This window comes from Bradyrhizobium sp. SZCCHNR3119 (genome assembly GCF_032487775.1).
GTDB lineage: Bacteria > Pseudomonadota > Alphaproteobacteria > Rhizobiales > Xanthobacteraceae > Bradyrhizobium.
The window spans coordinates 5,332,934-5,355,997 of record NZ_JAUEUV010000001.1 but is presented as its reverse complement, the minus strand read 5'-3'; the positions used below and the strand labels follow the sequence as shown (position 1 = coordinate 5,355,997).

Below are 23,064 nucleotides of genomic sequence, written 5' to 3'. Positions count from 1 at the left end.
CCTTCAGCTCTTCACCAGTACCGGGCCGGAGCCGGCCGGCCGCTCGTTTTCGATCAGGATGCCCAGCCGCTTGGCGACTTCGGTATAGGCCTCCAATAACCCGCCGAGATCGCGACGGAAGCGATCCTTGTCGAGCTTCTCGTTCGACTTGATGTCCCACAGCCGGCACGAATCCGGGGAGATCTCGTCGGCGACGATGATGCGCATCATCTCGTTCTCGAACAGGCGGCCGCATTCCATCTTGAAGTCGACCAGCCGAATGCCGATGCCGAGGAAAAGCCCGGTTAAGAAATCGTTGACCCTGATGGCGAGCGCCATGATGTCGTCGATCTCCTGCGGGGTCGCCCAGCCGAACGCCGTGATGTGCTCCTCGGAGACCATGGGATCGTTGAGCTGGTCGTTCTTGTAATAGAACTCGATGATCGAGCGCGGCAGCTGGGTGCCCTCTTCGATGCCGAGGCGCTGCGACAGCGAGCCCGCCGCCACGTTGCGCACGACGACTTCGAGCGGCACGATCTCGACTTCCCGAATCAGCTGCTCGCGCATGTTGAGACGGCGGATGAAGTGGGTCGGCACCCCGATGTCGTTGAGGTGCTGAAACAGGTACTCCGAAATCCGGTTGTTGAGGACGCCCTTCCCCTCGATCACCTGATGTTTCTTGGCATTGAAGGCGGTCGCATCGTCCTTGAAGTGCTGGATCAGGGTACCCGGCTCCGGACCTTCGTACAGGACCTTCGCCTTACCTTCATAAATGCGACGCCGGCGGCTCATTGGGATGTACCGTGTTTTGTTAAAATCCATGAACAGGTGGGCTCCGGACGATTTTGGACAGGACCACGACGGAGCTGCCGCGAAGGCCTGGACCTGATGGAAACAGAACAAGAACCGGGCCTGGGGGAAACCTATCTGATTGGCTCCCCGAGCACAATCGATCCGGGCCGGCGGGACGGAGTTTTACCATTCTTCCCTGCGGCGTCTTGCCGGTTGAGATGGCTTCGCCTTGGCATTGTGTTGGCAAGGTGTTCCAATTATTTAGGCACGCGGACACCTGCCCGCAACCGCCGCTCCGGCTCCTTTTCGGCAACACTGGAACTTCCGGCTATGACCACATTCGACAAGCGCGAAGAAGCCTTCGAAAGGCAGTTCGCCCACGACGAAGAACTCAAATTCAAGGCTGAGGCCCGCCGCAACAAGCTGCTCGGGCTATGGGCGGCCGAAAAGCTCGGCAAGAACGGCGCCGACGCCGAGGCCTATGCCAAGGAGGTCGTGGCCGCCGATTTCGAGGAAGCCGGCGATACCGACGTGCTGCGCAAGGTGCTGGGGGACCTCACCGCCAAGGGCGCTGCGGTGACCGAGACCGACATCCGCGCCAAGATGAGCGAACTCTTGGCCGAGGCGGTCGCGCAGGTGAAGGCGGGACAGTGAAGGGCGAATAGCGAATCGTGAGTGGCGAACAGGGCAATTCACTATTTGCCACTCACTCCGCACCGATCGCCTAAGCCTTGATGTACACCCAGGCTTGAAGACCTGAGCGCAGCCCCACCGTCACGCGCTTGTAATCGGCGACCTCGTACTGGTCCGCCGCGAGCAATTCGGATGGGGTGATTTCGAACACGGTCCCATCCACCTCGTCGTTCGGATTGCCCGTCGGAACAACGATCGGATGAAATCGCTCACCACTCTTGGCGATCACATCAGGATCTGTGATCTCAACCATGCTCTTACTGAAGCCCGGCATTGTATCGGGGCGTCCGACAAGAAGCCTACCGAAAGACGCTAATTGGACACTCTCCAGTTGCAGCGTGCCATAAGAGAACAGGAATACTTCCTTCGCGACTGTCACGCCCGCTCCCGCCATGTCATATCAAAGCTTAGACATATAGCTGAAGCGGGTGACTGGCGAGCGGCAAATCGGCCTTCTGTCCTACTCGCTACTCGCCATTCACTACTCTACTCTTCCTTGAAACCGTATTCCGGCACGTTGCCGCTGGCGCCGTAATATTTGTACGGCAGGAACTTGCCCGACATCGAGATCTTGACGCGATCGCCTTTCGGATTCGGCAGCCGCTCCATCACCATGTCGAAGTCGATCGCCGACATGATGCCGTCACCGAACTCCTCCTGGATCAGCTCCTTCCAGGCCGGGCCGTTGATCATCACGAGCTCGTAGAAGCGATAGATCAAGGGATCGGTCGGCGGCATCTGCACGCCCTCGCCGCGCATCGGCGTCTCGTTCAGCATCGCGATCTCGCTTTTCGAGAGGCCGAACAGCTCGCCGGCATTGGCCGCTTGCGGCTTGGTCAGCTTCATCTGGCCGAGAATGGCGCCGACGATCAGCACCTCGGAATAACCGCCGATCTTTTCGCAGATATATTTCCAGCTCCATCCCTTCTCGCGCTTGATGTCGAGCAGCTTCTCGGTGAGGTCGGATCGTTTCATGTTTAGTCTCCCTGGCTTGAAGGCTAGCCGGCTCTGGCCTGTGCCGAGCCGGTCTCGACTGACTTTGGCGCACTCACGATCGTCGGCTCGGTGCGGCCGATCCGCACCAGCGGCACCTTGCGCGGGTCATGGTCGGGTGTATCGGCGGTGAACGTCTTGCTGCGGCTCACCAGGAAATCGATGATGTGGTTGCGCACGCCGTAGTAAAGCGGATGGCGATGCAGATCCCCGCGCAAGCGCTCTTTCGGCAGCGGGTTCTCGACGATCTCCGCCAGCACCGCCCCCGGACCGTTGGTCATCAGCACGATCTTGTCGGCGAGATAGATCGCTTCATCCACGTCATGGGTGATCATGAACACGGTCTGTCCGGTCTCCAGACAGATGCGGCGGACCTCGTCCTGCAATGTGCCGCGGGTCAGCGCATCCAGCGCCGAGAACGGCTCGTCCATCAGCATGATCTTCGGCGTGATCGACAGCGCCCGCGCGATGCCGACGCGCTGCTTCATGCCGCCCGACAGCTCTGATGGGCGCTTGTGCTCGGAGCCGGACAGGCCGACGAGATCGATGAAGCCTTGCGCATGGGCCTTGACCTTGGCGCGATCCCATTTGCGCCATTTCGAGCTGACGGCATAGGCAACGTTGCCGAGCACGCTGCGCCAAGGCAAGAGCGCATGGCTCTGGAAGATCACGGCGCGATCGAGGCTCGGCCCCTCGATGGCCTGGCCGTCGACGATCACGGCGCCTTCGCTCGGACTGTCGAGACCGGCGAGAATGTTGAGCACCGTGGTCTTGCCGCAGCCGGAATGACCGATCACGCAGACGAACTCGCCGCGCGCCACCGCAAGCCACAGGTTCTCGAAGATCGTCGTGCTGCGCGCGCCATCGTAGCGCTTGGCGATGCCCTCGATGGAGATGAATTTGTCAGTCATGGCAGGCCTCACCGTTCCCTCCCCCCTTGCGGGGTCCGAGGCGAGCGAAGCTCGCTCTCGAGGTCAGGGAGGGGGGTCCCCCACAAAGACTCGCGCCTGAGGCACCCCCACCCCTGCCGCCTTCCCGCAAGTGGGAGGGGAACAGAGTTGCGCCCGTTGTAAGAGCTTGCCCGATCATGCGGCCCCTACTCCGGAAACGTCACGAGCCGCGCAAAGCGCGCCAGGATCTGATCGAGCAGCATGCCGACGACGCCGATCAACAAAATCGCGATGATCACATTGGTGATCGAGAGGTTATTCCACTCGTTCCAGACGAAGTAGCCGATGCCGGTGCCACCGACGAGCATCTCGGCCGCGACGATCACGAGCCAGGCAATGCCGATCGAGATCCGCATGCCCGTGAGGATGGTCGGCGCCGCGGCCGGCAGGATCACGGTGAAGGCGCGGCGGAGATTGCCGACCTCCAGCGTCCGCGCCACATTGATCCATTCCTTGCGCACGCTGGCGACACCAAAGGCCGTGTTGATCAGCATCGGCCACACCGAGCAGATGAAGATGACGAAGATCGCCGACAGGCTGGAGTCCTTGATCGTGTAGAGCGCCAGCGGCATCCAGGCAAGCGGCGAGATCGGCTTCAGGATCTGAATGAACGGATCGAGCGCACGGCTCATTAACGGCGACATGCCGATCAGGAAGCCGAGCGGGATCGCGACCGCAACCGCAACCAGATAACCCAGCATCACGCGCGCGATCGAATAGCCGAGCTGGATGCCGAGCCCCTTGTCGTTCGGACCATTGTCATAGAACGGCCGCTTCAGATGCTCCCACAGCGTAGCCCCGACGTCGAGCGGACCCGGCATGGCCGACTTGCCCTGGGTCGCGGTCATCCCCATCAGCTTGGCATATTCCGGGCTCATATTGGCCGCAGGGCCGGCGCTGCGCGTGGCGATGTGCCAGGCGCCGAGAAAGACGACGAGCAATCCGATCGAGACGACGGCAGCGCGGAGGCGGAGGGATGCGGTCATGCCGATGCCCCCTCCCCGCCGTCGTCCCGGCGCACGCCGGGACCCATAATCACCGTCCTCAGCTGGTAGAAAAGGTCATCGCCGCAGGTGCCCAAAGAAAGGTCACGGCCTATGGGTCCCGGCGTGCGCCGGGACGACAGCATTGGCGTGGTCGACGGCGTCGCGCTTGTCTCCCCCATCACGACGCCTTCCTGATCTTGAAGCTCGCGACGTAATCGTCAGGCTTGCTCGGATCGAAGGTCTTCCCCATCACCGCAAACGACTTGTAGGAGTCCTTCGGCGGAGCGAGGCCCATCTCGGTCATCACCTTGCGCGTGTCGGTCGCCAGATAGATCTGCTCGGCCACGGCCTTGTAGTCGACGTCGCCCTTGATCTGGCCCCAGCGCTTCATCTGGGTGAGCATCCACACCGCAAAGGATTGCCACGGGAACGGATCGAAATCGACCCGCTTCGGGTCGGTCTTCACGCCGCCGAGCCCGTCGGCATAGGTGCCGGTCAAGACCTGCTCCAGCACCGTGACCGGCGCGTTGATGTAGTTGGCGGGCGCGATCGCCTCGGCGATCTGCTTGCGATTTTCCGCCTTGGAGGCATAGGCGGTCGCGTCGACGATGGCGCGCGTCAGCGCCGCAAAGCTGTTCGGCGCCGCCGTGATGAACTCGCGGCTGGCGGCGAAGCTGCAGCAGGGATGGCCGTCCCAGATCTCCTTGGACAGAATATGCAGGTAGCCGACGCCGTCATAGATCGCGCGCTGGCAGATGTTGTCGGGCGCCAGGAAGCCGTCGATGTTGTCGGCGCGCAAGTTCGCGACCATTTCCGGCGGCGGCACCGAGCGGAGCTGCACGTCGGTATCGGGATCGATGCCGTGCTCGGCGAGATAGTAGCGCAGCAGGTAGTTGTGCATTGAATAGTCGAACGGAATGGCGAATTTCATGCCTTTCCAATCCTTGGGATCGCGCTTGTCCTTGTGCTTCATGGCCAGCACGATGCCCTGCCCGTTGATGTTCTCGATCGCAGGCACGGTAAACGGGATCGGCTGTGCGCCGAGCCCCAGCGAAATCGCGATCGGCATCGGCGCCAGCATGTGGGCGGCGTCATATTCCTTGTTGATGGTCTTGTCGCGGATCACAGCCCAGCCGGCAGTCTTGACCACTTCGACGTTCAGCCCCGCCTTGGCATAGAAGCCCAGCGGCGCCGCCATGATGATCGGCGTCGCGCAGGTGATCGGGATGAAGCCGACCTTGAGGTCCTTCTTCTCGGGTGCGCCGGCCTCGGCGAAGGCTTCGGTCGCCGTCTTCAGCGGGAAGAACTGCGAGACCGCGGCGAGCGCGGTCGCTGCGCCGACAGACTTCAAAAAGGCGCGGCGTGTTGCGGACTGCGGAAACACGGCGCGCAGCACTGCCGAGGCGACCACGTTTTCATACCGCTTCTCATCGGTGTCGGCGACCGGCGCACAACGCAGCGCCAGCATGGCGTGGTCGTGTTCGGCTGCAGAACGGTGCTGGCCGCACACGCAGCCCGCATTCGCGCTGCTATCGGCATCGAACGGATCATCGAAAATCGACATGTGCTGCGCCCCTTTGTCGCACCCGCGCGCAGCAACGTTGCGGCGCGCCCTCTGACTGATCATCCGGCGACACCTTCAGCCGCCGGATGATGCAAAACATGCAGCTTCTATGCCGCCTTGCTGGCCATTGCCGGAGGAAGCGGCAGGCCCTCCTCGATCGGCAGCGACGGATCGCGCGACCACTCGTTCCAGGAGCCGAAATACATCCGCACGTCCTTCACGCCGGCATTCTTCAGCGCGAGGAAGGTGTTCGAGGCTCGGGCTCCCTTGAAGCAGTACAAATACACCGGCGTTTCCGTGGTGATGCCGACGGTGGCGCATTCGGCGAGGATCTCGTCCTTCGACTTGAAGCGCGGGCCTTCGGCCGTGGGCTTCATCATGCGATACCATTCCAGCCACACGGCGCCGGGAATGCGCCCCTTGCGCGGGCAGAAGTCCTTGCCGTAGGGCGAAGACGAATCGCCGATCCACTCATCGACGTCGCGCACGTCGAGAATGGCGATGGACGGGTTGCCGACCGCTGCCAGCATCGCCTTGGCGTCGATCAGGATGCTGCCGGCTTCCGGCACGATGGAGAACGACGCCTTCACCGGCGACGGTGCGTCGGTCGTGACAGGCAGGCCGGCTGCGACCCAGGCCTCAAAGCCGCCATGCAGCACCTTCACCTTGGGATAGCCGAGCATGCTAAGCAGGAAATAGCCGCGGCAGGACTGGCCAAAGCCGGAATTCATCGACTGCTCGTAGACGACAGCCGTCTCGTTACCGGACAAGCCGGCGGCGCCGAAGGCGTCCGCGAACTTGGTTTTCAGCTCTTCGATTCCTTCGGGAGTCGAGGTGGCGAGATAGGTGAAGATCTCATGCACATTCACCGCATTGGGAATGTGGCCTGCGCCGTAAGCGTCGGGATTACGGGTGTCGATCAGGACACACGGTTCTTTGGTGATGAGGTCAGCGAGTTCGCCGGCAGAAATCAAAACGTCCGTCATGGCAGGCCTCTCCTGTTATGGAATTCGATGGTCCCTCTTCTCGCCGGCGTCAGCCGTCGGCGAGCATCTTGCGGAGTTGCTTGGTCGCGGGGGTCACGATCGCGACGAAATAGGCCTCGCGCAGTCGCCGCTCGGCGCGATTGCCTTTGATGTAGCCGCGGGCTCCGCAATGGAGCATCGCGGCGTGCGCGGCCGCCACGCTGGCCTCGCCGGCCCGCAGGCGCAGCGCGACGACCTGGCGCCAATAGGTCTCGTCCGGGTTGAAGGGATCGCGGGCGAGCGCAGCCGTTTCATGCGCGAGCTCGGCGGCAAGCTCGGAAAAATTGACCGGCTGTTGCGGCAGATAGCGGTTGACGTGGCCGAGCGGCGCCTCGACCTCCTGCATCACCTTGATGCAATCCTTGATCAGGCCGAGCGCCATGCCGGCCTGCAGCAGGATGAAGCCGGCGCGGATCTTCTTGACGAAAGGCCCAGCCGGGTCGGCAAGGATCAGTTCATCCGGCACGAACAGGTCGCGAAACTGCACACCATAGGTCCCGGTGCCGTCCATCGCCAGGAACGGCTGGCATGGCTGCAGCGTCACCGCCGGATCGGCACAATCGGCGATGAACATCACGATCTCGCCGGGCGCATCCTCTCGCTCGAAGATCGTGCCGAACATGTGGTCGGGGCCGAGATTGGAAACCCAGGGCAGCACGCCGCGCACGACATAGCCGCCCTCGACCTTCCGCCCCTTGAGCTTGAGCTTCTCGATGCCGAAGAAGCTCTTCATCGGGTTGGAAAGGCCGGTGCCGCCGAGCAACCGTCCGCTCGCGGTGTCATCGAGCAGACGATCGACCAACGCCTTGTTAGCTGAGTTGGCGATGTACCAGACCAGCGTATTCTGGCACCACGCCATGAAGGCGGTGGCGCCACAGATCTCGCCCATCGCCGCGATCGACTGGATCGCAGCGTTCAGATCGGCGGCACCATTCTCGGGGACATGACTGCCCCAGGCACCGGCATCACCGAGATGGCGCAGCAGTTCCGCCGGATACACCGTGCCGGCATCGATGGCAGGGGCGATCGGCGCGAGCTCCTTGCGCACGATCGCCGTGACCTGCTCGATCATCGAGGGCACGGGCACGACGCCCGTGTCATCGGTCGCGAGATTCGATCCGAGTGAACCCATGACGCCCTCCGTTGCTGGCGGCTACCGGCCCGCTCAGATGCCGACTTCGAGATTGACGGGGCGGGTGAAGGTATTGGCCACCGGCGACCACTTCTTCACATGTGCGACCAGCGCCTGAATCTCCTCCGGCGCGACGCCCTCGCACTCCATGTCGACCTTGACGCGGACGTCGGTGAAGCCGACCGGCTTGTCGCTGACGTCGCCGGTGCCCCACACGGCCGTGATGTTGAGATCGCCTTCGAGCTCCAGCTCGAGCTTGTTGACGATCCAGCCGCGGTGCACGGCGTTGGCATGCAGGCCGACGGCGAGGCAGGAGCCGAGCGCCGCGAGCGAAGCCTCCGACGGATTGGGAGCGGTGTCGTCGCCGAGCAGTCCCGGCGGCTCGTCGACGATATAAGGCGGCAGGTTGCGGATGTAGTTGGCGTGGCGGAATTTGCCCTCGGCCACCGTCTTGCACTTCAGGGTCTTGATGACCTTGGGATTGGCCTTGCCAGTGGCAATGAGCTGCTCCAGCCCGTTCTTGTCGATGGGGGCAAGGCAGCCCGTGAGCACCGTCTTCTGAACAACAGCGGTCATCTCGTCTTTTCTCCCTGGGATCGAGGATACCGAACGGTCTGTTTCCTGCACGAAGCGTGCCAGCAAGCTGGAAAACAAAAGCCGAAGCATTTCTCGTCGCTTAGAGAGGATGCCGCGAAACTGACCGAGGCCTTCTGCTCAAACCGGGTGCAGTCTGTTGCACGCCGCGATCAAATTGAGCGCAGCAGGGTTGATCATCGAAGATGCAGCTTGATGAGGTGCGCTTGCTCTGTTTAAGCTGCCGCGCATGGGCAGATCGGTTGCGGGCAAACAGCCATCAAAGAAGCGCATCGCTGCAAAAGCGAGCGCGGGGATCGACGATGAATCGGCGCACGGTCGCCTGCTCGGTGCGGCGACGCGCCTGTTCTGCAAGGACGGCATCAACGCCACCGGCATCGACGCGATCATCAATGAGGCCGGCACCGCCAAGACCACGCTCTATAAGTTGTTCGGCTCCAAGACCGCGCTGGTTCACGCCGTGCTCGAAAGCGAAGGCCGGCAGTGGCGGGAGTGGTTCATCGGCGAGATCGAGCGCGGCGGCGGCGATGCCGAGACCAAGCTGTCACGGATCTTCCCGGCGCTGAAAAGCTGGTTCAGCGAAGATCGGTTCTACGGCTGCCCGTTCATCAACGCCGTCGCCGAGCACGACAAGGATCAGAAGCAGTTTCGCACCATCGCGATGCGCCACAAGAAGGTGGTGCTCACTCATATCGAGAAGCTCGCGCGCGAAATGGGCGCGCTCGATCCCGAAAGCTTCGCGCATCAGCTGGCGCTTCTGATCGACGGGGCGATCGTCGCCGCCATGGTCTCGCGCAACCCTGATGTCGCCGACACTGCCGGGATCGCGGCGAACTCGCTGTTCGCCCCGGCGAAACAGAAGCCTGCGAAGCGGACGAGCAAGGCGGACGGTCAGCTCGCCGCGGTGTGAGGGCGCTTACTCCTAAAGCAAATTTCTGCGTCATCGCCCGGCTTGACCGGCCGATCTAGTACTCCGAGACATTCGTGATGTCCCGAGAGACCGCGGCGTACTGGATACCCGCCTTCGCGGGTATGGCGCTGTCTATGCGGTTACGATTGTGCGCCTTAGCGAAAATAATCCAGCACCAGATGCACGTCCGCCAGCGCCGGAGCGAGGCCGCTCAGGCTCGCATCGATGACACGCCGGCAGGCGGCCACCGCCACCTGATCGCCGAGATCGTTGGCGGCTTCGAGCACCAGCCAAGCGGCCTCCGTGGCGGAGCGGTCATCGCCGCCCGGCGTGACGCGCTCACGTGATGCGAAGTGGAAGCTCATATTGTTCATCCTTGACCACCTCGCATGAACGTCGCAGCCTCAATGGGCCAGCAGGCTCGGCACACGCTGCGTGCGCTTGCCGGCGGGATTCTTGCGCGACTGGTAGAACTCCAGCACGCTGCGCGAGGTCTGCACCTTGAGACGGCCGTAGTCCCGCTCCAGATCCTGCAGCTCGCCCGCACTGATGCGATGCTCGCGTGCGCCCAAAAACAGCAGGGCCATGGTCGTATCCCACGAAAACGAGAGCGCCTTGGCCAGCATCAACAGCAATTCGCGATTGCGGTCGAACAGCGCGCGCTCAATCACGTCGACCGGCAGGCCCGACAGCAGCGACACGCCGATCGTGACCTCGTCGACCTTGTGCGCCATCGCATAGCCCGCGATGCTGCGCTCATCCAGATTGCCCTGCCGGTGCTGGATCGAAACCACCCGCTTGGCGACGAAATAGTTGCGCGAGCCGGGGCCGAATTTGGATTGCAGTTCGCCGGCGAGATTCGCCACCGAGCTATGGATCTCGTCGAGCATCTCGGGACGTTCGCCGGCCAGCCGGTTCTTGACGTCGTCGGAAGCCTTGGCGATCAGTTGCTGGAACAGATGGCGGGGAATGTCCCTGCGCAACCCGAGATTCTCCGCCAGGATCGAATCGTTCTCGGCGCGCGTCACCATATGCAGGAAGCCGGCGCCGGAGAACCGGGCGCCCTCGTTACGGACGACCGCATTGGCGACGTCGCGATTGCCGCGCGAGGCCAGCACATCGGTGACCGCCTCGCTCAGGCTCTCGCGTTGAGCGATCGCCAGCAGATGGTCCTGGCTCTTGGTCTCGGCATTCTCGATCAGCGTCGCATCGTCGAGCCGCTCGGAGTGACGCAGCACTGGGCCAGCGACCTCGATCGCGTCGTCGAAGGCAAGCTTGCGGATGACGCTCGCCGGCGAATATTCGATCCGCGCCAGCCGGTCCGCCAGCGTGGCGCGCGCAGCCGTTTCGATCTCATCGGCCAGGCGGCCGATGACCTCGCCGAACACCGCGATCTCCTCCTCACAATACCGTCCGGCGATCAAGAGGTCGGTCGCGTGCCAGAGCGCGCGGGCGCGGCTCTCGGCGCTGCCGCGCGCAATCGCCTCGTCGAGATCCCGCAGTACCGATTTCGTTTCGCTCATCATGGAACAACCGCAACCCGCAAACAGAGAAAATTCAATGCTGCACGATAGCCGCCGAACGCGAGTGTTCCGTAAACTTGCGCGCAGGCATTTTGCTGCGAGTTGTTCCTTAAATGTGCCGGAGTCCGTTAGGAGCCTCTTAAGAGGTCGAAGTGCTCCGCGCCCGATCGACGGGGGATCGCACGAACACAGAAGCCCCTGCTCCAGAGCGCGATGCGAGCGTCAGACGATCATCAAGGCATGACTCTGAGGATGCGCGCTTCTGCATCGGCGACCGATCGTTCGCCTGACGCCGGCGCGCATTCAGCCAGAGCCCGATCGATCAGCCGCATGGCGCCGGCATCCTGGCCCTGTTGCAGCATCAGCTCTCCGGCGAAGAAACTCGCCTCGCAGCGCCGCGTCCTTCGCATGACACGATTGCCCTCCTCGGCCGCAGCAAGCGCCGCCTCTGCCGTCCCTTGGCCGAGGAAGAGGCGCACGATCGGCGCGGGCCATTTGCTCATGTCGAGCTGCTTTGCCCTGTCGGCGAGGTCGCTCGCCAGACCGGCGCGGCGCCGCGCCAGGTCCAGCCACAAGGCGGCTTCGGCATCCTTCCGATCCATCGCGCTGAGCCGCTTGAAATCGTCCTGCGACTGCTCCAGCAGGCCCGCCTCGAAGCTCGCAATCCCCCGTGCGCGATAGGCCTGCGCAACGTACCGAACGCGCTCCGACGTCCGCGCGGACCTCGTCGGCACCGCTCCGGACGGATCGGCGTCGGCATAATCATACGCGGCACGAAGGTCGGCCCGGGACTGCCCAACGACATCGTCGTAGTCGGCAATTGCGTGATCGATATCTCCCTTGCGGAAATAGGCCTCGGCGCGCCTGAATCGGGCCGTGACCACCTGTGGGGTCGCCGGCCTGCCGCGCTCGATCACGGCGGTGCAGCCGGCAATGCGCTCGTCCGGAGTGACGCCCACCGCGATCATGCACCGCTTTGCCGCCGATGATTGGGCGCTCGCCGAGATGGCGGAGATTAAAGCCAAAATCAACGCGCAACCGGTAAGCGAGTACCATCGGTGCCTAGCCATGATCGTCTCCTTGTGTGTTGCTTGATGCTAGCAACACACGCCGATCTCGCCACAATCTTTAGCTGCATTCGCAGATCATGCTTCAGGCGATGTAAATGGAATCGCAGACTCTAACCGCCGTCGCGCGTGGTCATCTCCTCCAGCCGCGAACAGAAAAAGCTCGATGCAGCATGATCGCGTCCGAACGCGAGCGTCCACGCTCGCGCATATCATGGTGTGAACTTCGGCAAGGTACGGAAGGATCGTCCTCATATCGCCAGACCGGCTGCAGGAGATCCACCGTGGTACTCCGGCCGTTATCGGCCACTGCCGAGCCGCCGCAACTCGGCATGAGCGGCGGGCCATTCGACAAAATGCTTCGGGCAGACATCGGTGGCAACGCGCAGCAGCTTGAGAGCCTCGTCCTGAGCGCCGTTGGCGAGCGTCAGCTCTCCCGCATAGAAATTGGCTTCGCAGACTTGGCCTTTGCGCTTGTTTGGATCGGGATCTTCGGCGGCAACAAGCAAGGCCCCGAACGTCAGGCCACCGAGATAGAAGCGAACGACGGGCGCGGGCCATTCCGACATGTCCAGCTGCTTGCTGCTTTCGGCCAGCTCGCTGGGTTCGCCGCTGCGGCGACGCGCAAGATCGAGCCAGAGCTGCACGTAAGAATCCCTGGGCCTGAGCTCGGCGGCTCGGCCGAAATCCTCGATGGCCTCGCGCGATCCGCCGCTTTCCAGCCGAGCAACTCCCCGCGCCCGATGGAGGACGGCATTGTCCGCATCGATCTTGAAAGCCTGGTCGAGCCGGGCCAACGCAGCCTCCATGTCGCCGCGCCGCTCATGCGCGCTGGCCAGATTGAGGTCGCCCTGCAGATTTTTGGGATTGAGCTCAGTCGCCCGCTCGAAATCCGCCACCGCACGATCGATCTGATCCTGGTCCCGATAGGCTGCACCGCGACAGAGATAGCCGTACTCACGCTCCGGGCTGATCTCGATCGCCTTGTTGCAATCAGCGAGCGCCCGCTCCGGATCTTGCTTGGCCCTGTAGGCGCCGCTGCGGCCGACATAGGCGCCGACATTCTCGGGATGAATTAGGAGAACCCGTCCGTAGTCGGCGATCGCGCTGTCCGGGTTCGCTGTTGCCAGATAGACCAGCGCTCGCCCGTTGAGTGCATAGATGCTCTGAGGGTCAGACTCGATGACCCGGTCGTAGTCGGCAAGGGCTGCATCATTGTCGTGCTTCCGCAGATGAGCGGAGGCACGCGCAAGCCGCGCAGGGACATTGTCCGCATCGCGGGCAAGGATTGCATCATAGTCCGCGATCGCGAGCTCCATTTCGCCTTTCTGAACATGGAACATCGCCCGACGAAGGCGGGCCATATTCAGGCTTCTCAATGTGGCCGCAGAACTCTCGATCAAGGCGGTGCAGCCGGCGATGCGATCGTCCAGGGCGATATTCCCGGTCCCGTGGCACTTGATGGTCGGAAACGATATGATCGGAGACGATTGCGCGAGGGCACCTGGGATCGACGTCAACGCACCTAGTCCCGCCGCCATTGCCGCAGCGACGAACACCCGCCATTCCGATTGCATCCCAGCCCCCATTTCCAAGCCGGATCATGTTACCAAGTCCGGCGGCGGCAACGGCTGCGCCGCCGCTCAGGGTGCCGATCAGCTACTTCGTCTCCGCAACGATCCTCGCCAGCCGTGCCAGCTCCTGCTCCAGGTCGGCCTCGATATCGGCGACGTTGATATCGACCACGCGGTAGTTGCGGCTCTCCAGCCAGGTGCGGCGCGCGGCGCGGTCGGCGGCGATCGCCTCGCTCTCCTCGGTGTTCACGAGCTCGATCGCGAGGCGATGGACGAAGGAGACGAAATCCGGAATCTGGCGGCCCACCGGGGTCTGCCGCTTGAACTGGCCGGCGAAGCGGCGGTCGCGGGTGAGCGCATGCCAGAGCATGCGCTCGGCATCGGTCGGATTGCGGCGGAGCAGCCGTGCCAGCCCACGCAACGAGCCGCGTGAATCCGGCAGGCTCGCCACCGTGCCCTGCTCGGCGATCAGCGCCCGCAGCCGCGTGGCCTGCTCGCTGTCGAGCACCCCGCCCTTGGCCGGGCCCTTCCGCCCTTCCGCAATGGCCATGATCACGCCGTGCAGCGTGTGCACGTCCTGCTTGGTCGGCTCCATCCGGAAGAAGATGTTGCGCAGGTTGACCAGCATGGTCTCGCGCTTCTCGACAGGCCGCAGGAATTCGACCCGGTCGAGCTCGCGTACCAGGTTCTCGAAGAAGGCTTCCATCTGGTGCTGGGAGGCCCGCTCGGAGCGCTCCGGCATCGAAAACGGCAAGGCGCCGGAGGTGATCAGCTTGAACCATTCGTAGCCCATCAGCAGCACCGCCTGGGCGAGGTTCAGCGACGCAAAGCCCGGGTTGACCGGATAGGTGATGATGCGGTTGGCCCGCGCCACCTCCTCGTTGGTCAGCCCGGCGCGCTCGCGGCCGAACAGGATGCCGGCCTTGCCGCCGGCGGCCACGTGGCCCTGGATCTCGCGCGCGGCGCCCTCCGGCCCCATCACCGGCTTGGCCTGGTCGTGCGACCGGGCGGTGGTGGCGAACACCAGGTCGAGATCGGCGATGGCCTCATCAAGGGTCGCGAACAGCCGGACGTTTTCGATGATGTGGTCGGCGCCCGCCGCCGCGCGCCGGGCGGCGATGTTCGGCCAGCCGTCGCGCGGATTGACCAGGCGGAGCTGCGTCAGCGCGAAATTGCCCATGGCGCGGGCAGCCATGCCGATGTTCTCGCCGAGCTGCGGCTCGACCAGGATGACGACAGGGCCGTCGATCTCCACCCCCGTCTTGGTCTTGTCGGTCCCGGACACGTCGATCCTTCTCCAGTTCATCAAGCGGCTGAGTGCCTACCCGGCCACCCAGCTTTGGACCACTCTGCCCCCGTTGACCCGGCTGGGCAGAATTCTCAAGCAAAATAACCCGGTTAATGGCCGATTTTGCCGTTTTACCGAAGCTGTGGGGAGCCTGGGCCGCAGCACAGGCCGAGAGCGCCTCGAAGAACGCCGGGCTCACGCGGCAAATCAGCTCCGGATGCATACCAGCTCGGCTTTCGCCCGCCCCGGACCGGTGCTATGACGCGCTGATTTTCACATCCCGCTCTTCGAAAAAGTGCGCTGTTCCCAAGAGGCCCTATCCGCATGGCAAAGATCAAGGTGACCAACCCCGTCGTCGAACTCGATGGCGACGAGATGACCCGGATCATCTGGCAGTACATCAAGGACAAGCTGATCAACCCCTTCCTTGATATCGACCTGATGTATTTCGACCTCGGGATGGAAAACCGCGATAGGACCAACGATCAGGTCACCATCGATTCCGCCAACGCGATCAAGAAGGTCGGCGTCGGCGTCAAATGCGCCACCATCACCCCGGACGAGGCGCGGGTGAAGGAGTTCGGGCTGAAGGAGATGTGGAAGTCGCCGAACGGCACCATCCGCAACATCCTCGGCGGCGTCATCTTCCGCGAGCCGATCATCTGCAAGAACGTGCCGCGCCTGGTGCCCGGCTGGACCAAGCCGATCATCATCGGCCGTCACGCCTATGGCGACCAGTACCGCGCCACCGACATCAAGTTCCCCGGCAAGGGCACGCTGACGATGAAATTCGTCGGCGAGGACGGCACCGTGATCGAGAAGGAGGTCTTCAAGGCCCCCGGCGCCGGCGTGGCGATGTCGATGTACAATCTCGACGAGTCGATCATGGACTTCGCCCGCGCCTCGCTGAACTACGGCCTGCAGCGCGGCTACCCGGTCTATCTCTCGACCAAGAACACCATCCTCAAGGTCTATGACGGCCGCTTCAAGGACATCTTCCAGGACATCTACGACCGCGAGTTCAAGACGCAATTCGAGGCCAAGAAGATCTTCTACGAACACCGCCTGATCGACGACATGGTGGCGGCGGCGCTGAAATGGTCCGGCGGCTATGTCTGGGCCTGTAAGAACTATGACGGCGACGTGCAGTCCGACACCGTGGCGCAGGGCTACGGCTCGCTCGGCCTGATGACCTCGGTGCTGATGACGCCGGACGGCAAGACCGTGGAAGCGGAAGCCGCGCACGGCACCGTGACCCGCCATTTCCGCGAGCACGAGAAGGGCAAGGAGACCTCGACCAACTCGATCGCCTCGATCTTCGCCTGGACCCGGGGTCTCGCCCACCGCGCCAAGCTCGACAACAACGCGGAGCTCGCCAAGTTCGCCGCCACGCTGGAGAAGGTCTGCGTCGACACCGTCGAGGCCGGCTACATGACCAAGGACCTCGCGCTCCTGGTCGGCGCCGACCAGCGCTGGCTGTCGACCACCGGCTTCCTCGACAAGATCGCGGAAAACCTCACCAAGGCGATGGCGGCCTAAGCCGCCTCCCCATTTTCGCCAGAGTGCGACTGGCATCATTACGGGCCGCGCCACCAGCGCGGCCCGTTCGTTTCCACGAACCAGAGAGCACCTTCGATGCGCGCGACCCCTGCCCTGCTCATCCTTGTTGCAGCTCTGACCGGCAGCGCCCGCGCCGGCGAAACCACGATCCCCGATGCGCTGATCGCCCCCGGCGAGAAGGTGGTGCTGACGCTGCATGCCGAGGGCGCGCAGGTCTATGAGTGCAAGGCCGACAAGGACGGCACGCTCGCCTGGACGTTCCGCGAGCCGATCGCGACGCTGATGGAAGACGGCAAGACGGTCGGCCGCCATTACGCGGGGCCGAACTGGGAGCATCAGGACGGCAGCGTGGTCACGGGCCGCGTGGTGGGCACCGCGATCGGTGCGACCGAGAACGACATCGCCTGGCTCAAGCTCAACGCCGTCGGCCATCGCGGCGACGGCATTCTTGCCAACATCACCACCGTGCAGCGGGTAAATACCAAGGGCGGTGTGCTGGAAGGCGCCTGCGACACGGCCGGTACCTATCGCAGCGTGCCCTATTCGGCCGACTACGTGTTCCTGCGCAAGGACTAAGAACTCACGCCTCGCGATAATCTAGCAGGATCAGCCCGACCAGCACGAAGGCAACCGGCCAGACCCAGGCGGCGATCCGGCTGGTCCGCCCCGGCAGGCGCAATTCCAGCCAGCGCGCCCAGCCTGCCGTCATGCCGCACAGCGCCAGCGGCGTGTGGCTCATCTCGATCAGCAGCTGGTCCTTGACGTTGGCGATGGCGTGAGAGTGCGTCATCAAGAGCGCGCCGCCGACCGCGACCGTCAGCGGAAACATCAGCGCCGCCCGTCCCGCGGCCTCGCCACGCAGCCGCACCCGCCATTCGAACAGACCGAACAGGATGATCAGCACCACGAACAGACGGTGCTGGGCCACTTCGGGATCGCGCAGCGAGGCGAAGAAGCCGATCGGCCCGATCGGCCAGGCCATCTCGTCGGCGCGGAAGAACAGGAATGCGGCCATGACCAGGAACAGGAGCGGCCAATGCCGCGCCCATCTGCCCCAGCTGAAATGTTCGATCAGCGCGAGCAGCCCGATCAGCAGGACGAAGATGCCGGCCCAATGGTGGTTGTATTCGGACCAGGCGATGTCCTCGGCGCTGCGCGGCAGGATGATGCCTTCGCCCGGGACGTAAGCCGGCGGCGCGGTCACGCGCTGCGCATCGGCGGCGTCGATCTTGGCCTGGAGCTGCGAGATGGTGAGCTGGTCGGCCGGCGGACTGATCAGGCGCGGCCATTGCGGCGCTGCGCGCTCCACGATCTCCTGCCAGCTCAGGCGGTCCTGGCTGAGATCGACGCCGGGTGGCAGCGACGTCAGCGATCCTGCGGTCATGAGCACCGTGAGTCCGACGCCGAGTTCGACCTCGACGAAGCGCTTCAGCCGCAGCAGCGGCGCTTCCGGATCGCGCCGGCGCAGCCGCTCCACGGCGAGGAAGTTGCCGGCGCCGAGCGCGAGCAGCATCAGCAACATCGCGACCTTGGCTGACGTCATCACGCCATAGGCCGTGCCGTAGATCGCCTCGAACGAGCCGAGATAGGCGATCGCCATCACGGTGCCGCCGACCACGATGGCTGCCACCGCGGCCATCGACATCAGCGAGTAGCGGCGTCCGATCAGCCGCTCGTCACCGGCAGCCTTGCAGCCGTTCAGCGCCATCAGGAAATATGGCAGGCCGCCGATCCATACGCCCGCCCCCAGCATGTGCAAGGCATCGGCGAGCATCAGTGGCCAGCGCACCTCGAGGCGGCTTGCCGCATGCGTCAGATTGAGCTGCAGCGCGAGCGCGAACGCGGCGATGACGATCAGGGCTGTCGTTCGCCACGCGGTCCACGTGCCTGTCCGCGCCAGCAGCGAAAGGACGAGCGCGCAGCCGGCCACCGCAAGCTCGAAGCGCGCGAAATCCGCGCCAGCCGCTTCGCGCCATGACACGTCGAGCGTGCCGGTCAGCGCCGCGACATTGATCGCGAGCGAGGCGAGCGTCACCGAGAACCATGCACGCGCGCTGAGGCGCAGAAAGCGCTGGCACTTTTTCCCCACGACGATCGCGTCGGCTGACAACTTGTCCTGCAGCGGCCGCAACAGCAGCGCCTGGAAGGCGATGCCGCCCAGCGTGAACGACTGCGCAAGCAGGGTCAGCCCGCGCAGCACCACCGACAGATAGCCGAAGATGTCGAGAAAGAGCGACACGGCGGGCGGCTCAGCGGACGGTGAATGGGATATCGCCGCGCGTGATGTGCCCGTCGACGCTCAGCACCTGCCAGCGCAGGCGCCAGGCGCCAGGCGCGAGCGCCTTGGCTTCGGCATCAAGCTCGTCCGGCGGTGTGCCGGCCGTCGGCGTCAATGTCTGCTCGGTACCATCGGGCGCGAGCAGCTTCAGCCGCGAACGCGCATGATCGATGCGGCTGTTGAAGCGCAGCCTGATCGCGATCGCATCCTTGGCGACGGTCGCGCCGGACGCCGGCTGGGACGAGATGATGATGGCATGGGCCGCGGCGCCTTGCGGCGCGGTGAGCAGCAGAAATAACGGCAGCAGGTAATGTCGTTTTCGGGCAGAATCCATGGCTTCAAGACCCGGCAGCTCAGGACGACGTCTCAAACACGCGACGTGGCCGGTTGAACATTGCACTGCACTGTATTTAGGTGCCGGCAAATTCCGCAAATAGGCACAAAGTTGTGACCCACGCTGCGATCGGCAAAGTGTGGCCCGGCAGTGACAGGATTGCGCGCGCCGGGCCCTGATGCGGCCGCCGGATCGATCACGCCGGCATCGCTGGACTACAAAATTACATGTCGCATCATCGGCTTGTTCGCGGTATGCCACGCGTCATCCGTTGCTGCCCGTCCGGCCCCGGACCTGTTCCCTGCCCGCCGGACCAACATTGCCGTCATCTGAGGAACCGTCATGCCCGCCTACCGCTCCCGAACCTCCACCCACGGCCGCAACATGGCCGGCGCTCGCGGCCTGTGGCGCGCCACCGGGATGACGAACGAGGATTTCGGCAAGCCGATCATCGCGGTGGTCAACTCCTTCACCCAGTTCGTGCCGGGACATGTGCATCTGAAGGATCTCGGCCAGCTGGTCGCCCGCGAGATCGAGAAGGCCGGCGGCGTCGCCAAGGAGATGAACACGATCGCGGTCGATGACGGCATCGCCATGGGCCATGACGGCATGCTCTACAGCCTGCCCTCGCGCGAGCTGATCGCCGACAGCGTCGAATACATGGTCAACGCGCATTGCGCCGACGCGATGGTCTGCATCTCCAACTGCGACAAGATCACCCCGGGCATGCTGATGGCCGCGATGCGCCTCAACATTCCCGCCGTGTTCGTCTCGGGCGGGCCCATGGAAGCGGGCAAAGTCAACCTCGCCGGCAAGCTGCGCAAGGTCGACCTGATCGACGCCATGGTGACGGCCGCCGACGATAAGGTCTCGGACGCCGACGTCGAGGTGATGGAGCGCTCGGCCTGTCCGACCTGCGGTTCCTGCTCCGGCATGTTCACCGCCAATTCGATGAACTGCCTCACCGAGGCGCTCGGCCTGTCGCTGCCCGGCAACGGCTCGGTGCTGGCGACGCATGCCGACCGCAAGGGACTGTTCGTCGAGGCCGGTCATTTGATCGTCGATCTCGCCCGCCGCTACTACGAGCAAAACGATGCCTCGGTGCTGCCGCGCTCGATCGCCAACTTCAAGGCATTCGAGAACGCGATGAGTCTCGACATCGCGATGGGCGGCTCGACCAACACCGTGCTGCATCTGCTCGCCGCCGCGCATGAGGGCGACGTGCCGTTCACGATGAAGGACATCGACCGCCTCTCGCGCAAAGTGCCGGTGCTGTGCAAGGTCGCGCCAGCGGTGCCTGACGTCCACATGGAGGACGTGCATCGCGCCGGCGGCGTGATGGCGATTCTGGGCGAACTCGCCCGCGCAGGGCTGTTGCACACGGAGTTGCCGAACGTTCATTCGGCTTCGCTTGCATCTGCGCTGGAGCGCTGGGACGTCAGGCGCACCCAAAGCGAGAGCGTGAAGAACTTCTACATGGCCGCGCCCGGCGGCGTGCCGACACAAGTGGCGTTCAGCCAGGACCGCCGCTATGAGGACCTCGATCTCGATCGCGAAAAGGGCTGCATCCGAGACCTCGCGCATGCCTATTCCAAGGATGGCGGCTTGGCCGTGCTCTACGGCAACGTTGCGCTCGACGGCTGCATCGTGAAGACGGCCGGCGTCGATGCCAGCATCCTCACCTTCGCAGGCCCCGCCCGCGTCATGGAGAGCCAGGACGCCGCGGTGGAGGCGATCCTGACCAACAAGATCAAGCCCGGCGACGTCGTCGTCGTCATCTATGAAGGCCCGCGCGGCGGCCCCGGCATGCAGGAAATGCTGTATCCGACCAGCTATCTGAAGTCGAAAGGGCTCGGCAAGGTGTGCGCGCTCGTCACCGACGGCCGCTTCTCCGGCGGCTCGTCGGGCTTGTCGATCGGCCACGTCTCGCCGGAAGCCGCCGAAGGCGGCCTGATCGGACTCGTCAAGGATGGCGACCGCATCGAGATCGACATCCCCAACCGCACCATCCACCTTGCCGTCGACGACGAGGAGCTGGCGCATCGCCGCGCCGCGATGGAGGCCAAGGGCACGGAGGCCTGGAAGCCGGCCAAGCGCGCACGCAAGGTCTCCACCGCGCTGAAGGCCTACGCCGCGTTCGCCTCGAGCGCCGCCAAGGGTGCCGTGCGCGTGCTGAAGGACTGAGTTGATAGTTCGATGACGTCAGGTGGGCAAAGACGCGGAGCGTCGTGCCCACCTTTCTTTCATATGCGCGATACGGTGCGCGCTTAGCTTAGCCGCCCAGCGGCAGCCTCCCGCGAAACCGAGCGGTGCGGCCGCTTCACTGTGGCCGTCCGAAGCTCAAAGGCTCCGGCTCTGGCTTCTCGGAACGAGACCAGTCGGCGCTGCGCCTCGTCCCACAGCACAAGCCTGACGCAGCGAAAGCTCTGCGGCAGCGTGATGCGACAGGCCTCGCGCAGTTCCGGATGGTCACGCAGCACGCGCGGGAGCCGGTAATATGGAATCCGGCTGCACAGATGGTGCACGTGATGGATGCCAATGTTGGCCGTGAACCAGCGCAGCAGAACCGGCAGATCGTAATGGGAGCTGCCGTACAGGGCGGCATCATGCAGGTTCCAGCGCTCGTCGCGCTCCCACGCGGTCTGCTCGAATTGATGCTGCACGTAGAACAACCATACGCCGGCCGTGGCCGCGAGCAGCATGATCGGAAGATGCACCAGCAGGAATGCGTTGATCCCGACGAGCCAACTAAGAGCGGCGACGGTCGCGGCGATGGCGAGATTGGTGGCCATCGTGCTGGCCCAGAGTCGCCAACCGTCGCGCATCAGGCCGACCGGAAGCCGGTGTTGCAGCAGAAACAGATAGGCCGGTCCGACCCCGAACATGACCAGCGGGTGGCGGTAAAGCCGATAGGTCAGACGGCCCCACCATGAGCGGGCGGCGTATTCGCGCACCGTCAGCGTATCGATGTCGCCGATACCGCGCCGATCGAGATTGCCGGTGGAGGCATGATGGATCGCATGGGTGCGGCGCCACCAGTCGTAAGGCGTCAGCGTCAGCACACCGATGACGCGACCGACCCAGTCGTTCGCCCGACGACCGGCGAAAAAGGTGCCATGGCCGCAATCGTGCTGGATCATGAACAGTCGCACGAGAAAGCCGGCAGCTGGAACAGCGATCAGCAACGAAGCCCAGGCATGGCCAAGGGAGAACATGAACCAGGCCGCGGTCCATAATACCGCGAGCGGCACAGCGGTGATCACCAATTCGGCAGCGCTGCGCGCGCGATTTGGCTTGCCATAACTGGCCAGAATGCGCGTCCAGCGCCGCGAGTCGGGCCTCGATGCGCCCGAATGATGTTCAGTGCTCAAGAGAATATCCGAGGCTTGCCGATGCGGGCTTCGTCTTCGGCGCAGCCGCGATCTGCTTGTTGACTTGCAATGTGATCTTCACCTGCTTTGTGGCGATTGTGGCCAGATGGAAAAATCCCGCGTGCCGACGGATCGGACGCGGGACTCAGAAAACCAGAAAGCTCTGCCAGTACATCCGTGGTCAAAGCACCATGGTCCTTCGCGCGGCCGCTCAGGCGGCGCGCAGGTTTTCAGCGGCGGATTTGCCGGTTCGGCGGTCGGCCACGATGTCGAAGCTGACCTTCTGCCCCTCATTGAGGGTGCTCATGCCGGCGCGTTCAACCGCGCTGATATGAACGAAGACGTCATTGCCGCCGCCGTCGAGCTGAATGAAGCCGAAGCCCTTTTGGCCGTTAAACCACTTCACAGTTCCTGTATTCACTGTCGATGTCCTTTCACCTGACAACGTGCA

General features: G+C 63.8%; 23 protein-coding genes. 5 read left to right on the top strand and 18 right to left on the bottom strand.

What is annotated here, in order from left to right:
• Positions 1 to 3 precede the first annotated feature (3 nt).
• The gene (purC, locus tag QX034_RS24570; RefSeq protein ID WP_016843454.1) at positions 4 to 771 is read right to left on the bottom strand and encodes a phosphoribosylaminoimidazolesuccinocarboxamide synthase; all 768 of its coding nucleotides are present in this window, start codon (positions 769 to 771) and stop codon (positions 4 to 6) included.
• 330 nt (positions 772 to 1,101) lie between these two features.
• On the opposite strand from purC, the gene QX034_RS24565 reads away from it, so the two are divergent.
• On the top strand, positions 1,102 to 1,425 hold the full coding sequence (locus QX034_RS24565; protein ID WP_315706056.1) for a DUF1476 domain-containing protein: 324 nt from the start codon (positions 1,102 to 1,104) through the stop codon (positions 1,423 to 1,425).
• A 70-nt stretch (positions 1,426 to 1,495) separates the two neighbouring features.
• On the opposite strand, the gene QX034_RS24560 is transcribed toward QX034_RS24565, so the two are convergent.
• The 8 genes from QX034_RS24560 to QX034_RS24525 form a co-directional block, all read right to left on the bottom strand.
• The gene (locus tag QX034_RS24560; RefSeq protein ID WP_315706057.1) at positions 1,496 to 1,858 is read right to left on the bottom strand and encodes a gamma-glutamylcyclotransferase family protein; all 363 of its coding nucleotides are present in this window, start codon (positions 1,856 to 1,858) and stop codon (positions 1,496 to 1,498) included.
• 92 nt (positions 1,859 to 1,950) lie between these two features.
• Positions 1,951 to 2,439, bottom strand: a complete 489-nt coding sequence (gene cynS, locus QX034_RS24555; protein WP_315706058.1) for a cyanase — start codon at positions 2,437 to 2,439, stop codon at positions 1,951 to 1,953.
• A 23-nt stretch (positions 2,440 to 2,462) separates the two neighbouring features.
• Complete coding sequence (locus tag QX034_RS24550; protein ID WP_315706059.1) at positions 2,463 to 3,368, bottom strand: ABC transporter ATP-binding protein; 906 nt, start codon at positions 3,366 to 3,368, stop codon at positions 2,463 to 2,465.
• Positions 3,369 to 3,553: 185 nt separating this feature from the next.
• On the bottom strand, positions 3,554 to 4,393 hold the full coding sequence (gene ntrB / locus QX034_RS24545; protein ID WP_315706060.1) for a nitrate ABC transporter permease: 840 nt from the start codon (positions 4,391 to 4,393) through the stop codon (positions 3,554 to 3,556).
• Positions 4,394 to 4,571: 178 nt separating this feature from the next.
• Positions 4,572 to 5,957, bottom strand: coding sequence for a CmpA/NrtA family ABC transporter substrate-binding protein (locus tag QX034_RS24540; protein WP_315706061.1), 1,386 nt, complete (start codon positions 5,955 to 5,957; stop codon positions 4,572 to 4,574).
• A 107-nt stretch (positions 5,958 to 6,064) separates the two neighbouring features.
• On the bottom strand, positions 6,065 to 6,943 hold the full coding sequence (locus tag QX034_RS24535; RefSeq protein WP_315706062.1) for a sulfurtransferase: 879 nt from the start codon (positions 6,941 to 6,943) through the stop codon (positions 6,065 to 6,067).
• Between the two features lie 49 nt (positions 6,944 to 6,992).
• A complete protein-coding gene (locus QX034_RS24530; protein WP_315706063.1) occupies positions 6,993 to 8,114 on the bottom strand; it encodes an acyl-CoA dehydrogenase family protein in 1,122 nt (373 codons plus the stop codon).
• 33 nt (positions 8,115 to 8,147) lie between these two features.
• Positions 8,148 to 8,690: an OsmC family protein gene (locus QX034_RS24525; protein WP_315706064.1), complete on the bottom strand. Its 543-nt coding sequence runs from the start codon at positions 8,688 to 8,690 to the stop codon at positions 8,148 to 8,150.
• Positions 8,691 to 8,937: 247 nt separating this feature from the next.
• On the opposite strand from QX034_RS24525, the gene QX034_RS24520 reads away from it, so the two are divergent.
• On the top strand, positions 8,938 to 9,618 hold the full coding sequence (locus QX034_RS24520; RefSeq protein WP_315728572.1) for a TetR/AcrR family transcriptional regulator: 681 nt from the start codon (positions 8,938 to 8,940) through the stop codon (positions 9,616 to 9,618).
• 155 nt (positions 9,619 to 9,773) lie between these two features.
• Here QX034_RS24520 and QX034_RS24515 read toward each other — a convergent pair whose 3' ends face one another.
• From QX034_RS24515 to QX034_RS24495, 5 genes are all read right to left on the bottom strand, one after another.
• Complete coding sequence (locus tag QX034_RS24515) at positions 9,774 to 9,992, bottom strand: hypothetical protein (RefSeq protein ID WP_315768683.1); 219 nt, start codon at positions 9,990 to 9,992, stop codon at positions 9,774 to 9,776.
• A 30-nt stretch (positions 9,993 to 10,022) separates the two neighbouring features.
• On the bottom strand, positions 10,023 to 11,141 hold the full coding sequence (locus QX034_RS24510) for a DUF2336 domain-containing protein (protein ID WP_315706067.1): 1,119 nt from the start codon (positions 11,139 to 11,141) through the stop codon (positions 10,023 to 10,025).
• A gap of 233 nt (positions 11,142 to 11,374) precedes the next feature.
• Entirely contained in the window at positions 11,375 to 12,109 is a 735-nt protein-coding gene (locus QX034_RS24505; protein ID WP_315706068.1) for a hypothetical protein, read from the bottom strand.
• A 398-nt stretch (positions 12,110 to 12,507) separates the two neighbouring features.
• A complete protein-coding gene (locus QX034_RS24500; RefSeq protein WP_315706069.1) occupies positions 12,508 to 13,572 on the bottom strand; it encodes a tetratricopeptide repeat protein in 1,065 nt (354 codons plus the stop codon).
• 295 nt (positions 13,573 to 13,867) lie between these two features.
• Positions 13,868 to 15,067, bottom strand: coding sequence for a TrmJ/YjtD family RNA methyltransferase (locus QX034_RS24495; RefSeq protein ID WP_316185039.1), 1,200 nt, complete (start codon positions 15,065 to 15,067; stop codon positions 13,868 to 13,870).
• Between the two features lie 327 nt (positions 15,068 to 15,394).
• Here QX034_RS24495 and QX034_RS24490 point away from each other — a divergent pair, with 327 nt between their 5' ends.
• Together QX034_RS24490 and QX034_RS24485 are read left to right on the top strand one after the other, a co-directional pair.
• On the top strand, positions 15,395 to 16,609 hold the full coding sequence (locus QX034_RS24490) for an NADP-dependent isocitrate dehydrogenase (protein ID WP_315706071.1): 1,215 nt from the start codon (positions 15,395 to 15,397) through the stop codon (positions 16,607 to 16,609).
• Between the two features lie 96 nt (positions 16,610 to 16,705).
• Entirely contained in the window at positions 16,706 to 17,206 is a 501-nt protein-coding gene (locus QX034_RS24485; RefSeq protein WP_315706072.1) for a DUF3455 domain-containing protein, read from the top strand.
• A gap of 4 nt (positions 17,207 to 17,210) precedes the next feature.
• Here the strand turns inward: QX034_RS24485 and QX034_RS24480 are convergent, their stop codons facing one another.
• Both QX034_RS24480 and QX034_RS24475 read right to left on the bottom strand, forming a co-directional pair.
• Positions 17,211 to 18,869 carry a copper resistance D family protein gene (locus QX034_RS24480; RefSeq protein WP_315706073.1) on the bottom strand — a complete coding sequence of 553 codons (1,659 nt, stop codon included), beginning with the start codon at positions 18,867 to 18,869 and terminating at the stop codon, positions 17,211 to 17,213.
• A 10-nt stretch (positions 18,870 to 18,879) separates the two neighbouring features.
• Entirely contained in the window at positions 18,880 to 19,242 is a 363-nt protein-coding gene (locus tag QX034_RS24475; protein WP_315706074.1) for a copper resistance protein CopC, read from the bottom strand.
• Between the two features lie 342 nt (positions 19,243 to 19,584).
• Here QX034_RS24475 and ilvD point away from each other — a divergent pair, with 342 nt between their 5' ends.
• A complete protein-coding gene (gene ilvD, locus QX034_RS24470) occupies positions 19,585 to 21,426 on the top strand; it encodes a dihydroxy-acid dehydratase (RefSeq protein WP_315706075.1) in 1,842 nt (613 codons plus the stop codon).
• A gap of 83 nt (positions 21,427 to 21,509) precedes the next feature.
• Here ilvD and QX034_RS24465 read toward each other — a convergent pair whose 3' ends face one another.
• Positions 21,510 to 22,613, bottom strand: coding sequence for a fatty acid desaturase (locus tag QX034_RS24465; RefSeq protein ID WP_315706076.1), 1,104 nt, complete (start codon positions 22,611 to 22,613; stop codon positions 21,510 to 21,512).
• Between the two features lie 211 nt (positions 22,614 to 22,824).
• The gene (locus QX034_RS24460) at positions 22,825 to 23,034 is read right to left on the bottom strand and encodes a cold-shock protein (RefSeq protein WP_315706077.1); all 210 of its coding nucleotides are present in this window, start codon (positions 23,032 to 23,034) and stop codon (positions 22,825 to 22,827) included.
• Between the last annotated feature and the right edge of the window lie 30 nt (positions 23,035 to 23,064).